Source organism: Aeromonas sp. R7-1 (assembly GCF_040908115.1).
Lineage (GTDB): Bacteria > Pseudomonadota > Gammaproteobacteria > Enterobacterales > Aeromonadaceae > Aeromonas > Aeromonas caviae.
The window spans coordinates 1-13,566 of the sequence record NZ_JBFODD010000049.1; the positions used below are offsets into that span (position 1 = coordinate 1).

Below are 13,566 nucleotides of genomic sequence, written 5' to 3' on the forward strand. Positions count from 1 at the left end.
CAGTTCCCTAGACACCTCACAGCCTTAAAATGAGGCAACTATTGGAGGTGTTATGACCCGTCAGCGTTATCCAGAAACATTCAAAATCGAAGCCGTTAAACAAATCACCGAGCGCGGGCGGCCGGTGGCTGACGTTGCACGTGCCATCGGGGTATCCAGCCACAGCCTGTATGCATGGCTCAAGCAGTACGGTAAGCCTGCTGACCAGCAAATAGAAGAGTCTGCCTTGCAAGCCGAGATCCGCCGCCTGAAAACTGAACTGCGCCAGGTCACCGAGGAGCGCAATATTCTAAAGGAGGCCGCCGCGTACTTTGCCAGCGAGTCAAGGAAAGGTACGCGTTCATAACCTCCCGACTCGACCGGTACAGTGTCGTTACCCTGTGCCAAACCCTGGGGGTTCACCGAAGTGGCTTCTACGCGTGGTTGAAACAGCCCACATCGCCACGACAGCAGGAGGACGAACGACTGACCGGATTGGTCAAGCAATCCTGGCTGGAAAGTGGTGCTGTCTACGGTTATCGCAAGATCCATCGCGACCTTCGTGACGCAGGGGAAGCCTGCGGCAAGCACCGTGTGGCCAAATTAATGAAGCGGGAGGGACTGCGTTCGCAAACGGGCTATCAACGCCGCAAGGGGCATTATGGAGGCAAGAGCACGCAAGCTGCCCCAAACACGCTGGCACGTCAGTTTAAGGTGCCAGCCCCCAACATCACCTGGGTGACTGACATTACCTACATTCGCACTCAAGAAGGGTGGCTGTACCTGGCGGTGGTGCTCGACCTGTTCTCTCGCCAGATCGTCGGCTGGGCGATGAAGTCACGCATGACGGCAGACTTGGCGGTTGATGCGTTATTGATGGCCGTCTGGCGGCGTAAACCCAAGCAGCCGGTACTGGTGCATTCGGATCAGGGCAGCCAGTTTACCGGTGGTGAATGGCAGGACTTTCTGAAGGCCCACAACCTGCGTTGCAGCATGAGCCGACGGGGTAACTGTCACGACAACGCGGTCGCCGAGAGCTTCTTTCAGTTGCTCAAACGGGAGCGGATCAAGCGCAGGATTTACGCGACAAGAGACGAAGCCCGCAGCGATGTGTTTGATTATATCGAGATGTTTTACAACCCAATCAGGCGTCATGGTTCCAATGATGGGCTGTCGCCGGTAGAGTTTGAAAGGCAGTTTATTTTTCAGCAACAAAGTGTCTAGAAAACCAGGGGCGATTCAAGGAAGGCAGTGAGAGGGTCTCTGCTGCCCGCACGAAGCTTCCGGTCTCAGCAACCCGAATAAAGATCTGCATAGCCTGAATACGATCCACAGCCCTTCTCCCTTGAGACGATACCTCTACCGATAGTTCCCATGATTATTCGAAGATCATGAATTATGAAACCAGTCTGGTCATCTTTTTCAGGGTAATAGAGTGCCGTATCTTTTCGCCATTGGCTAGAAAAGAGGCTCTTGAAATGACCGGATACCTTAGAAATATTGTTAATAATCAAGATGTAAGACCAGATTCAATCTTGATCAAGGGAGCCACGATCCTCAGCATGGATGAGAACGTGGGTAACATTGAACGTGGAGACATTCTGATCAGTGGCTCAACCATTACGGCCATAGGCGAGAATCTGGAGGCGAATGGTGCCCGTGTCATCGATGCTACGAACATGATCGCCATGCCGGGGATGGTGGATTCTCATCGCCACTCCTGGGAGGGACAACTGCGCCGCATCAATCCGAATGCCACTTGTCTGGAAGACTACAGCAACGCCACGCACTTCTCTTTCGCCAAGTACTATCGCCCTGCCGATATGTATATCGGCAACCTGCTGACGGCACTGGGCTGCATTGATGCAGGCATCACCACCGTCATTGACAATTCCCATAACAGCCGCACCGCAGCTCATTCGGACGCCGCCGTCGAGGCCCTGTTGGATGCAGGGATCCGTGCCATACACGCCTCCGGCGCACCGGTATCGGGGGAATGGGACAAGGCTCATTGGCCGGGTAACTGGCAACGCCTGCAAGAGAAATATTTCAAGGACAACCCAGAGAGCCTGGTTTCCCTTGCTGTCATGGCCCAGCTGGAGCCTGCATTGTGGGCCGAGGCTCGCAGGCTGGGACTGCCGATCGTCACTGAATTCTTTGGTTCTTTTATGGCGTCTGAGCTGGAGTCACTGCATCGGCGCGGTCTGCTCGGCCCGGACAATATTTTCAATCACTGCACGTCACTGCCAGATGAGGGATGGAAGATCCTGCGAGAAGCCGGTGTCCGGGTGAATGTCTGCCCGCGCTCCGATGCGCACTATGGCATCGAGGACGGTATGTTTGCCATCCAGGCAGCGCAGCGTCATGGCATCAGCCCTGGCCTCAGCGTCGACAATGAAACCTCTTACAGCACTGATATGTTTATGGAAATGCGCGTGGCATTTTACCTGCAACGGGTGATGGGCATGCATCAACAGCATTGCTGCGGCACCGACCACTCGCTGACCACGCTGCCGGCTGCCCAACTCCTCAAATCGGCGACTGTCGATGGTGCTGCCTGTGCAGGGCTGCTGGACAAGGTAGGGAGCCTGACACCAGGAAAACAGGCGGATCTCATTCTGATCAATGCTGGCGACATCAACCTCTACCCGTCCGGCAATGCCTTTGGCACCGTGGTGCATGCGACAGAGCGCAGCAACATTGATACCGTCATGATCGGTGGACGCATCGTCAAGCAGCATGGCAAGGTGCTGGGCGTAGACAGCACGCGCCTTCGCGCCGCCATTGATGAGTCCCGTGAGCATCTGTTTGCCGCCGCCGGGTATGAGCCTGACATTTTTGCTGACGCCTTCCTGCCGCTGGCACAGGCACACTGACAGGTATGAAACCCATGAGCACGCTGTATTACGTCATCGCTTTTGCCGCAGGTCTCGGGATCACGCTGCAGACGACTCTGAATAGTCAGCTGGCACGAGGACTCGGGGGCGATTCGGTCACCGCAGCATTGTTCTCCTTCGCGGCCGGTGCATTCAGCCTTGGGATCTTCTCGCTGCTGCGTGGCGGATTATTCACCTCGCTTGCGGCCATTCCATCACAGCCTCTGTGGAGTCTGGCTGGCGGCCTGATCGGTGCTTGCGCGTTGTTCAGCTATGTCGTGCTCGCACCGAAAATCGGGTTTTCAGCCCTGCTTGGGTTGGCCATCGTCGGACAGTTGCTCTCATCCCAGGTCATCGACCATTTTGGTCTGCTTGGCACCATCCAGCGTCCGGTATCTTTGATAAAGCTGGGTGGAATGCTGGTCATGCTGACCGGGCTCGTCATCATGCTGTTCGGTGATCGGTTAGCTGAGCGCCTTATGCACTGATGAAGCGGCATTCTGATTTTTGACCTTCACGAACGTCTGCCCCTGGGGTAGACGTTCGCCAATACCTTATGAAAGTGCCAGGAGGATTAACATGTTTTCAATTGCAGTAGATGCCAGGAACACACTGGGAGAGTGCCCCCTTTGGTGTGATAAAACCCGCAGGCTGTTCTGGACGGACATTGAAGGTAGCGAGCTGCTCGCCTTTGAAGGAGATAGTAACGCGGTAACGCGCTGGTCTTTGCCTGAACGCCTCGGCTCATTCGCACTCACCGAAAAGACAGACGTTCTGCTGATGGGATTGGCATCTCGGATCGGTTTCTATGACCTGAATACTCGCAGTTTTACTGAATTGGTTTCCTCTCCGGGGGAGATCGGAACGCGAATAGGTGATGGCCGCTGCGATCGTTCAGGCAATTATGTCTTCGGCACCATGGATGATGGAGACCCGTTACAGAGTATCGGAAAATTCCACAGACTGAATGCCGCGACGCTTGATATAGAGACGTTGCCTCTTTCCGAAGTGGCTATTCCCAATAGCATCTGTTTCAGCCCGGATGGTGGCACCATGTATTACTGCGACTCGATGCAAGGGCGCATTTTCTGCTGTGATTACCCTTCCTTCGAAAATCAACGCGTGTTTACTGAAATAGAAGGAGGTGGGGTACCAGATGGTTCTTGTGTGGATGCGCAGGGCTACTTATGGAATGCAGAATGGGGAGGCAATCGGATTGTGCGCTATTGTCCGGACGGAACAATTGACTGCGTTCTTCCATCCCCTGCTATTCAGAGCACATGCCCAACGCTGGCAGGTGAGGCATTCACAACCCTATACTGCACCAGTGCACGTATTGGTCTTTCCGCGCCATCACGACATGACGGTGCGATATTAAAGGCCAGATCAAACGCCATCGCCGGCTTGCCAGAAAATCGATTTGCCGCATCAGTGGTCTCTGGAGATATGACCTTCATCTGACTGTCACCCATAAGGGGGACCATGGGGCTTTAATCCGAACAACCAAGTGCTCCCCTTCATGGCGACCTCGTCTTTCCTCGACTCAACCACTATATAGTCCACCAATCTGTCATAACAATTCGTGGCCATATTAGGGCTGGATGATGGAAGTCCTACCGTACAATATGTTCAAAAATGGTGTATTTGATATCGAATGACAGAGCAGGGTGGCCCTAGAGGAAAACGGTTTCAATCGCCTCTGGCGACATAACATGTTTAGTGCTTTGGCATAATTTAGAAACATGCTGTCTTGTTTTCTATATCTTGCAATCAACATGCATTTTAAACTCTTCTTTTTATCAGAGATAACATAGAAAATGTCAAACATAAAAAACAAGTGGCATACCATGGCACTTGTGATGGGAATCCTTTTTATTGCCGTGAACTTGCGCGTTCCTTTCACCGCTATCGCACCGGTTTTACCATTAATCCAAGACAAGTTTGAACTCAGTATCACCGCAGTAGGGTTGCTCAATTCATTACCCTTGCTTGCCTTTGCAGCATTTTCACCGTTGAGCGCCCCTGTTGCTCAGAGATTAGGACTGGAGCGAACCCTATTGGGCGCAATGGTTATTATCTCAGCAGGGATTCTACTCCGTTCCGCAGGAAGTATTTGGGCGTTGTACGTGGGCACGATCCTGATTGGAACAGGGATCGCTCTGGGGAATGTATTGTTGCCTAGCCTGATCAAACGTGATTTTTCTTCAAACATGGCATCTATGACAGGTGCTTATTCCATTACGATGGGGGCGGCAGGTGCTATCGGTTCGGCAATTATCATTCCGCTGACGCAGTTTTGGAGCTGGAATATTGCTTTGGCGCTGATAGTGGTAGCTCCGCTACTTGCGCTTACTTTATGGCTGCCACAGCTTAAAAAACACCATCAACAACAGCTATCAGTTACGAAAAAGACAACAACTGTCGAGGTTTGGAAATCCCCTCTGGCATGGCAGGTCACGTTGTTTATGGGGCTGAATGCAATGCCCTTTTATGTTGCGGTAGGCTGGCTGCCAGCGATTCTGACGGACCATGGTATCTCCTCTGCAACAGCTGGTGCCGTGCACGGAATGCTGCAGCTAACTACGGCTATTCCCGGAATAATACTGGCAGCGATGCTGCGCCGCCTGAAAGACCAGAGGCTATTGGCCGTCGTGGTCAGTCTGCTGACGGCACTGTCTCTAATGGGAATAGCCTATGCGCCCGATTTGGCAATGCTGTGGGCCGCTATTCTGGGGTTTGGCTCAGGTGCGAGCATGATGTTGGGTCTGACCTTCATCGGTTTGCGCACACAAAATGCTGGCGATGCTGCAGCCCTGTCAGGAATGGCGCAGTGTGTCGGCTATTTGATGGCGGCAATGGGACCGCTGCTGCTGGGTCAAGTGCACGATTGGTCCGGTAGTTGGACTGTGCCACTGTTGGTGACTGCTGCGCTCGCTGTGGCTGGCGCTTGTACTGGAATGGCTGCAGGACGCAATGTGCACCTGGAACCCGCATCGTCGCTGAACTGAATCTTGACGTCCGCCAGTAGGAAAAGGAAATACTCCCCTGATGATTGAAAGACGGTTGTCACCATCTCCAGGGATTTGCAGTGCATTTTATGCTGCAGAAAATATCTTGCGAATGGCCACATTCATTTCTCCAGACAGTTTTTAAGATTAGCCTCCCTGCTTTATATTATTAACTGCCGGGGGGTAATAACTGTTACTGATAAGTGCCGAGCATTATCATATGTCGAATTTTTATTAAAAATGCTGGTGAGCATGTTTGAATCGAGATGGGGCCGCCTGGAAAAACTCAAAGATTCTAGTGCGCCCAGCCTCTTGCAATCTGAAAAAGGTAGTGATTTTATGAGTAACATTCTGATTGTTAATGGCGCCAAAAGTTATGGTTTTGCCAAAGGTGAGTTAAACCAACATTATGTCAATGTCGCTTGTGAGATATTAAACCACCTTGGGCACACGGTATCTGTTACCAATGCTGATAGCGATTTTGATCCTCCAAGCGAGATAGCAAAAATTCTCAACAGCGATGTACTGATTTATCAGATGCCGGGATGGTGGATGGGGGAACCATGGACCGTTAAAAAATGGATCGATGATGTGTTTACAGAGGGTCATGGCTCTCTGTATGAAAGTGATGGCCGAACTCGCTCCGATATGTCAAAAAAATATGGCTCAGGCGGTCTTGTTCAGGACAAAAAATACATGCTCTCTCTTACATGGAATGCACCATTAGAGGCATTTAATGATCCTAAACAGTTCTTTGAAGGCCAGGGAGTGGATGGGGTATACCTGCATTTCCATAAGGCAAATCAGTTTTTGGGCATGAAAGCACTACCCACCTTTATCACAAATGATGTGGTAAAAAATCCGGATGTAGAGAATGAAACAAAGCGTTTCATCAATCATCTCACGGCTTTATTTTCTTAAGCTTATTTAGAGTAAAGCCCTTACAGGGCTTTACTTTTCCCTTTTGGCAAAATCAAGATAGGGCGAAACTGCAATTCGGTATCCAAGGGTCAGAGACTTGATAATAGGAGTTGAGTCAATTCGTTTGGATGGACTCTTCTGAATTCATCAACGAGGCACGGTTTCGCCAACGTCCAGAGAACTGTTGGCTTCGGAGACGGAACAGCCTTGGTCGAGCATCTAGGACACGCTTCCTGCTTGAACTTGGCAGTGAATAAACAACATTGTTTTGCCATTGAACACCTCTGATCATGGTGGCGACTGTACCACCTAAATGGTGTCCGGGATGATTAAACCACTACACCTGTGCCCTATGGGCGTTTATCAGGCTTCAGACCGCGTCACTGTCCCCTTGAGATTATGCTTTCCCTCAGTCACCTCCCGTGGCCTCTATGGCCCAGCCATCTTCTGACTTTCAGCACTGCAAGCTCTTGCAGTACGCCATCTGACGCCTCCTTTTGTTGGCGCCGGCAGAGCAGGTGAGGCCATGCGCTTGATGCGACACCATGCCGGGGTCACGCGGCAACGCGAACCCCTCTGGTGGCGGGAGCCCGGGCAGGCTATCTTGCCGTTACTGGAGACGCCGGGAACCGGTTTCATACCGTGCGGCTCTCCCGTTCTGTTTTATGGAAGGTGCGGCCCCGTGCAGGGGCTGCTCTCGACTCACCAGAGACCAGGCTGACAGGCGTGGCATGAATGCAGACCCCGTCAGCCTCTTTTCGCGCCCCTGAGGGGCGCCGTTTTCTGTGGTTGCTCAAAGGAGCCCTGATGATTGGCATGATCGCATCTCTACTCAAACCGGGCCTGCCCGAACACCCGGACTCCTCGCAATATCAGGGGGGCCGGTTCAACAATGCCGTGACACCACAGGCGCGAAGCCTCTGGGAAGGGGCCAGGCTCTGGTGGGACTTCCTGTTCGCCAAGCCTGAGGGCACGGTGCCGGATCGCGCCATTCCGGTACAGGTCATGACCCGGGAGGGGCTCATCGCGGCGCCGGACAACAGCGTGTGGCGCCTCGGCCACTCCACTCTGCTGCTCAAGTTGCAGGGCACGTTCTGGCTGACGGATCCCGTGTTCAGCGAGCGGGCCTCACCGGTGCAGTGGTTCGGCCCCAAGCGCTGGCATCAACCGCCCATCACCCTGGAGGCGCTGCCCCCCATCGAGGGGGTGATCCTCTCCCACGATCACTACGACCATCTCGATCACGGGGCCATACTGGCGCTGCAGGAGAAGGTCGACCACTTCATCACGCCCCTCGGGGTGGGGGCGCGCCTCATGGCCTGGGGGATTGCGAAGGAGAAGATCCGCGAACTGGACTGGTGGCAGCAGACCCGAGTGGGCGGTGTCACCCTGGTAGCGACCCCGGCCCAGCATTTCTCCGGCCGTGGCCTCGGGGACGGCAACCAGACCCTCTGGGCCTCCTGGGTCATTCGCGGCGAGGGGGTCAACCTCTTCTTCAGCGGTGACAGCGGCTACTTCGACGGTTTCAAGGAGATTGGCAGGCGCTACGGTCCGTTCGACGTGACCTTCCTCGAGACCGGGGCCTACGACAAGCGCTGGGAGCTGGTGCACATGCTCCCGGCGCAGACGGCGCAGGCGTTTCACGATCTCGGGGGGAAATGGCTCTATCCGGTGCACAACGGCACCTTCGATCTGGCCATGCACCGCTGGAACGACCCGCTTGAGCAGATTGCCCGACTGGCTGCCGAGCAACAGATCCCCCTGACCACGCCTGTCATGGGGGAGCCTCTGGAGGTGCTGAGCCCCCATGAGGGCAGCCCCTGGTGGCGCGATTGACCTGAGTGCCCTCCAAAGACGGTGTCACCCCTCAAAGGGGCGTGCGGGAGGTTGGGGCCGGGCCCTGTGAGCGCCCCCGCTGCCTCCCCATCCTCTGTGCCGGGCCAGCTATGACCGGGCGGGGAGGGCGCACGGGAGCGCCTTGCCCGCGTTATCTTCTGCCACCGGGGTCTTGCTGATACCTCACTCGGGCTGGGCGGCAACCTGGCGCTTGAAAGGACCTGGCTTGTTGGCCTTGCGGTGCTCCGAGACCAGGATCAGCAGGCGCTGCAGGGCGATGAAGCTGAACAGCAGCAGGCCGATGATGATCTTGGTCCACCAGGAGCTGAGGGTGCCGTCGAAGTTGATGTAGGTCTGGATCAACCCCTGGATCAGCACCCCGAACAGGGAGCCGAAGACGGTGCCCACCCCGCCGCTCAGCAGGGTGCCGCCGATGACAACGGCGGCGATGGCATCGAGCTCGACCCCGACGGCGGCGAGCGGATAGCCCGCCGAGGTATAGAGCGCGAACACGATGCCTGCCAGGGTCGCCAGGGTGGTGGAGAGCAGGTAGATGCGAATGGTGGTGTGGCGAACCGAGATCCCCATCAGGGCCGCCGAGGTGGCGTTGCCGCCGATGGCGTAAACGTTGTTGCCAAAGCGGGTGCGGTTGGCGAGCAGGATGCCGAAGACCACCACCGCCAGCATGATGAGGGCCAGCAGGCTCAGGCGACCGCCCCCCGGTATCTTCCACGACAGGCTCGACAGGTAGGTGAAGGTGGGGTGATCGATGGGCAGGGACTGCTCGGAGATGAGAAAACTGGCCCCCCGCAGGAAGAACATGCCCGCCAGGGTGATGATGAAGGCGGGGATCTTCAGGGTGTCGATGAGCCAGCCCATGAGGGCGCCAAAGCCTGCCCCGAGCACCAGCACCAGAGGGATGGCCAGCACGGGGCTGACCCCCAGCTTCCCGATGAGGGTTGCCAGCAGCACGCCGGTGAAGGCGATGACAGCCCCCACCGACAGATCGATGCCCCCCGAGAGGATGACGAAGGTCATGCCCACCGCCACTATTCCCAGAAACGCGTTGTCCGTCAGGATGTTGCAGATGATGCGGGTGGACATGAAGGCAGGGAAGGAGGCCAGGCAGAGCAGATAGCCCAGCACGAAGACCATGATGGTCACCATCAGGGGGAGGTTGCGTTTAAACATGGCGAGTCCCTCGCTGGAAGAGGTGGTTGAGGGCCGGTGACTGCATGACCAGCACCGCCAGCACCACCAGGGCTTTGACGATCTGGTTCCACTGGGGCTGGTAGCCGGAGAGCAGGATCCCGGTGTTCACCCCCTGGATGATCAGTATGCCGATCAGGGAGAGGGCGAGGTTGAAGCGCCCCCCCATCAGGGAGGTGCCTCCTATCACCACCGCCAGAATGGCGTCCATCTCGAGCCAGAGCCCGGCGTTGTTGGCATCGGCACCCCGGATGTCGGCGGCGACTATCATGCCGGCGACGGCGGCCATCATGCCGCTCAACAGGTAGGTGGCGATCACCACCATGGGGGTGTTGAGCCCGGCGTTCTTGGCGGCCTTGATGTTGATCCCCACCGCTTCGATGAAGAGACCGAGGGCGGTGCGCTTGGTCAGCAGCCAGAGCAGCAGCGCCATGCCCAGGGTGATGATGACCGGGGTGGGCAGATAGAAGAGGGAGCCGCTGCCGATCCAGGCGAGGGCGTCGTTGTTGAAGGTGATGATCTGCCCCTCGGTGATGAGCTGGGCGATGCCCCGGCCCGCCACCATGAGGATCAGGGTGGCGACGATGGGCTGGATCTTGAACACCGCCACCAGCAGGCCGTTCCACAGGCCACACAGAAGGCCCACCCCGATGACGGCGGCGAAGATGACCGACAGGCTGTGACCGCCGGTGGCCAGGCTGGCCATGGTGGCCCCGCTGATGGCCATGACGGCGCCCACCGACAGGTCGATGCCGCCGGTGGCGATCACCAGGGTCATGCCGAGGGCGAGCAGGGCCACAGGGGCGCAGCGGTTGAGGATGTCGATGAGGCTGCCAAACAGCCGCCCATCCTGGATGTGGATGGCGAAGAAGTTGTCGGCGACCAGGGCGTTGATGAGCAGCACACACACCAGGGCGGCGCACTGGGCCGAGCCCGTGGGCCAGGGTCTGCGGGGGCTGGGCCCCTTGGCGAGGGGGAGGATGGATGACGTCATATCAGGCCTCACATGCAATGGCGTTCATGATGGCAGGGACGCTCAGGGCGTCCGTCGCAAGCTCTGCCACCTGTTTTCTGTCACGAAGGACGATCACCCGATCGGCATAGCCCACCAGCTCCTCGAGCTCGGAGGAGATGACCAGCAGGGCCAGCCCGTTGGCGCAGAGGGATTCGATGAGGCGGATGATCTCTGCGTGGGCCCCCACGTCGATGCCCCGGGTAGGCTCGTCCAGGATCAGGAACTGGGGTTTGGTGAGCAGCCAGCGGGCGAGCAGCACCTTTTGCTGGTTGCCCCCGGAGAGAAACTGGATGGGCTGCTCCGGTCCCGGGGTCTTGATGGCCAACTGCTCGATGAGGCGGGCGGTGATCTCGTCCTGTTCCTTGCGAGACAGGGGATGCAACCAGCCCCGCTGGGCTTGCAGGGCCAGCACCATGTTCTCCCGCACCGAGGCCGAGGCGATGATGCCGGCGCTCTTGCGATCCTCCGGGCAGAAACCAAAGCCGTTGGCGGCCGCCTGGCGTGCAGAGCGGATGGTGACCGGTTTGTCCCGCACCCGGCACTCGCCGCTGTCGCTCGGCACTATGCCGAACATCAGCTCGGCGGTCTCGGTACGACCGGACCCGAGCAGGCCGGCGAGGCCCACTATCTCCCCGGGCATGACGTCGAGACCGAAGGGGGCGATAACTCCCCGCTTGCCATAGTCCCTGAACGACACCATGGGCTGGTTGCTGCGCAGTGTCTTGCCCGCCCGCTTGAGGGCATTGTCGTCCAGCTCGCGTCCCAGCATCATCTTGACCAGCTCCAGTTGTGGCAGTGCCTGGGTGTCGCGGGTGCCGACCAGCTCGCCGTTGCGCAGCACTGTGATGCGATCGCTGATGGCGTAGACCTGATCGAGAAAATGGGTGATGAAGATGAGGCTCACCCCCTGATCCCGCAGGCGCGTCATCAGGGAGAAGAGCATCTGGACTTCGCTGGCATCCAGGCTCGCGGTGGGCTCGTCCAGGATCAGGATCCTGGCGGAGAGCGACACCGCCCGGGCGATGGCCACGATTTGCTGCATGGCGACCGAGTAGTGGTCGAGGGGCAGGGTGACATCCATCTCGAAGCCGTGGCTGGCCATGATGGCGCTGGCCTGCCGGGTCATGGCGCCCCGGTCGATGAAGCCGAAACGGCGTGGCTCGTGGCCGATGAAGAGGTTGTCCGCCACCGACATGTTCGGCAGCAGGTTGACCTCCTGATAGACGGTGCCTATCCCCAGACGCTGGGCATGGGCGGTGTCCGTCGGGGAGATGGGGACGCCATCGAGTTCGATACGGCCGGCGTCTCGCTGATAGACACCGGTGAGGGTCTTGATCAACGTGGACTTGCCGGCCCCGTTCTCGCCGAGCAGCGCCATGATCTCTCCCCGGCGCAGGGAGAAGTCCACCTGATGCAGGGCTCGTACTCCGGGAAACGCCTTGCATATTCCGCGGGCATTCAATACGACATCGTGAGTGTTCTCTGACATGAACATTGGCTCTCCGATATAGCGCGCCATACAAGTTCAATCACTTATATGGCGCGCTATGTGACAGTCTGGCGGGGGAGCGGGATTAATAACCCATGTCTTTTTTCAGCTCGAGCTGCGCCTCGGCACTCCCGGGCTCAAACAGTTTGGACTCCGTCTTGATATGTTTGGGGGGCAGGGTGCCATCTTTCTTATAGGCCAGCAGGGCATCGAAGGCCGGTCCCGCCATATTCGGCGTGAGCTCCACCGAGGCATTGGCTTCGCCTGCGATCATCGCCTTGAAAATATCCGGCACGCCATCGATGGAGATGATCTTGATATCCTTGCCCGGTTTCAGCCCGGCCTCTTTAATGGCCTGGATGGCGCCGATGGCCATGTCATCGTTATGGGCGTAGACGGCGCAAATATTCTTGCCGCTATTTTCCGCCTTGATGAAGCTCTCCATCACCTCCTTGCCCTTGCTGCGGGTGAAGTCGCCGGACTGGGTGCGGATGATCTTGATGGTGGGCACGGCCGAGACGGTGTCGAGGAAGCCCTTCTTGCGATCCAGCGCCACGCTGGCACCCACCGTGCCCTGCAATTCCACCACGTTGCACGGTTTGCCATCCTGCTGCTTGATGAGCCACTGGGCTGCCACTTCCCCTTCGTGGACGCTGTCGGCGGCGACCCCGGTCATGAAGAGACCGTCATCTTTTACCGTGATATTGCGATCCAGCAGGAAGACCGGGATCTCGGCCTCTTTCGCCTCCTGCAATACTGGCTCCCAACCAGTCTGTACCACGGGGGCAATAAAGATGGCATCCACCCCCTGGGCAATAAAGGAGCGAATGGCCTTGATCTGGTTCTCCTGTTTCTGCTGGGCATCGGCAATTTTCAGGATGATGCCGCGTTTTTGGGCTTCGCTCTTGGCGACCGATGTTTCTGCAGCTCGCCACCCGGATTCAGAACCAATTTGCGAGAAGCCCACGGTCATCTCTGCAGAATATGCAGTGGCCGAGAGAATAAGGGTGCTGATAATGCTCGCCAGTTTCACTTTTTTATACATATGACACTCCTTTGTGATGCATGGTGAAATAAACCGGAACACGTCAGGTTTTTATTGTACGGGTCAAGGTTATAGGCTCTTGAATTAAACGGCGGGAGGTGGCTCACAGAAAATTTTCAGCAGCACGATGCTTCATACAAACAGCAGACAAGTTCATATATGGCGCGCGGATTATGCTGATTTTTCTG

General features: G+C 56.9%; 11 protein-coding genes. 7 read left to right on the forward strand and 4 right to left on the reverse strand.

Going from position 1 to position 13,566, the window contains the following annotated elements; all coding sequences use genetic code 11:
• The first annotated feature begins 52 nt into the window (after nucleotides 1–52).
• The 7 genes from AB5Y51_RS12960 (at nucleotide 53) to AB5Y51_RS12990 (ending at nucleotide 8,620) form a co-directional block, all read left to right on the forward strand.
• Nucleotides 53–1,203, forward strand: a protein-coding gene (locus tag AB5Y51_RS12960; RefSeq protein WP_319903933.1) for an IS3 family transposase whose coding sequence is annotated in 2 segments (ribosomal slippage) — nucleotides 53–290 and nucleotides 290–1,203 — 1,152 coding nt in all. Because the reading frame shifts where the segments join, the coding sequence is not laid out codon by codon here.
• Between the two features lie 167 nt (nucleotides 1,204–1,370).
• Nucleotides 1,371–2,855 (forward strand): amidohydrolase family protein, encoded by a 1,485-nt coding sequence (locus AB5Y51_RS12965; RefSeq protein WP_368178556.1) that lies wholly within the window; start codon nucleotides 1,371–1,373, stop codon nucleotides 2,853–2,855.
• Nucleotides 2,856–2,869: 14 nt separating this feature from the next.
• Entirely contained in the window at nucleotides 2,870–3,343 is a 474-nt protein-coding gene (locus AB5Y51_RS12970) for a DMT family transporter (protein ID WP_039039069.1), read from the forward strand.
• Nucleotides 3,344–3,434: 91 nt separating this feature from the next.
• A complete protein-coding gene (locus AB5Y51_RS12975; protein ID WP_368178557.1) occupies nucleotides 3,435–4,316 on the forward strand; it encodes an SMP-30/gluconolactonase/LRE family protein in 882 nt (293 codons plus the stop codon).
• Nucleotides 4,317–4,702: 386 nt separating this feature from the next.
• Complete coding sequence (locus tag AB5Y51_RS12980; RefSeq protein ID WP_236753651.1) at nucleotides 4,703–5,863, forward strand: MFS transporter; 1,161 nt, start codon at nucleotides 4,703–4,705, stop codon at nucleotides 5,861–5,863.
• Between the two features lie 252 nt (nucleotides 5,864–6,115).
• Entirely contained in the window at nucleotides 6,116–6,784 is a 669-nt protein-coding gene (locus tag AB5Y51_RS12985) for an NAD(P)H-dependent oxidoreductase (protein WP_368178558.1), read from the forward strand.
• A gap of 816 nt (nucleotides 6,785–7,600) precedes the next feature.
• The gene (locus AB5Y51_RS12990; protein ID WP_258039822.1) at nucleotides 7,601–8,620 is read left to right on the forward strand and encodes an MBL fold metallo-hydrolase; all 1,020 of its coding nucleotides are present in this window, start codon (nucleotides 7,601–7,603) and stop codon (nucleotides 8,618–8,620) included.
• A 183-nt stretch (nucleotides 8,621–8,803) separates the two neighbouring features.
• Here AB5Y51_RS12990 and yjfF read toward each other — a convergent pair whose 3' ends face one another.
• The 4 genes from yjfF to ytfQ form a co-directional block, all read right to left on the reverse strand.
• Entirely contained in the window at nucleotides 8,804–9,811 is a 1,008-nt protein-coding gene (gene yjfF / locus AB5Y51_RS12995) for a galactofuranose ABC transporter, permease protein YjfF (protein ID WP_010674604.1), read from the reverse strand.
• Entirely contained in the window at nucleotides 9,804–10,823 is a 1,020-nt protein-coding gene (gene ytfT, locus AB5Y51_RS13000) for a galactofuranose ABC transporter, ATP-binding protein YtfT (RefSeq protein ID WP_368178559.1), read from the reverse strand. Before ytfT ends, yjfF begins: the two co-directional genes overlap by 8 nt.
• A gap of 1 nt (nucleotide 10,824) precedes the next feature.
• Nucleotides 10,825–12,333: a galactofuranose ABC transporter, ATP-binding protein YtfR gene (ytfR, locus tag AB5Y51_RS13005; protein WP_368178560.1), complete on the reverse strand. Its 1,509-nt coding sequence runs from the start codon at nucleotides 12,331–12,333 to the stop codon at nucleotides 10,825–10,827.
• Between the two features lie 85 nt (nucleotides 12,334–12,418).
• Nucleotides 12,419–13,378 carry a galactofuranose ABC transporter, galactofuranose-binding protein YtfQ gene (gene ytfQ / locus AB5Y51_RS13010; RefSeq protein ID WP_010674607.1) on the reverse strand — a complete coding sequence of 320 codons (960 nt, stop codon included), beginning with the start codon at nucleotides 13,376–13,378 and terminating at the stop codon, nucleotides 12,419–12,421.
• Between the last annotated feature and the right edge of the window lie 188 nt (nucleotides 13,379–13,566).

What these genes read in the sequence shown, in the direction of transcription:
- AB5Y51_RS12985 (WP_368178558.1), top strand. Translation starts at nt 6,116, where the DNA reads ATGTTTGAATCGAGATGGGGCCGCCTGGAAAAACTCAAAGATTCTAGT.
- AB5Y51_RS12965 (WP_368178556.1), top strand. Translation starts at nt 1,371, where the DNA reads ATGAATTATGAAACCAGTCTGGTCATCTTTTTCAGGGTAATAGAGTGC.
- AB5Y51_RS12990 (WP_258039822.1), top strand. Translation starts at nt 7,601, where the DNA reads ATGATCGCATCTCTACTCAAACCGGGCCTGCCCGAACACCCGGACTCC.
- yjfF (WP_010674604.1), bottom strand. Translation starts at nt 9,811, where the DNA reads ATGTTTAAACGCAACCTCCCCCTGATGGTGACCATCATGGTCTTCGTG.
- ytfQ (WP_010674607.1), bottom strand. Translation starts at nt 13,378, where the DNA reads ATGTATAAAAAAGTGAAACTGGCGAGCATTATCAGCACCCTTATTCTC.
- ytfT (WP_368178559.1), bottom strand. Translation starts at nt 10,823, where the DNA reads ATGACGTCATCCATCCTCCCCCTCGCCAAGGGGCCCAGCCCCCGCAGA.
- ytfR (WP_368178560.1), bottom strand. Translation starts at nt 12,333, where the DNA reads ATGTCAGAGAACACTCACGATGTCGTATTGAATGCCCGCGGAATATGC.
- AB5Y51_RS12975 (WP_368178557.1), top strand. Translation starts at nt 3,435, where the DNA reads ATGTTTTCAATTGCAGTAGATGCCAGGAACACACTGGGAGAGTGCCCC.
- AB5Y51_RS12980 (WP_236753651.1), top strand. Translation starts at nt 4,703, where the DNA reads ATGGCACTTGTGATGGGAATCCTTTTTATTGCCGTGAACTTGCGCGTT.
- AB5Y51_RS12970 (WP_039039069.1), top strand. Translation starts at nt 2,870, where the DNA reads ATGAGCACGCTGTATTACGTCATCGCTTTTGCCGCAGGTCTCGGGATC.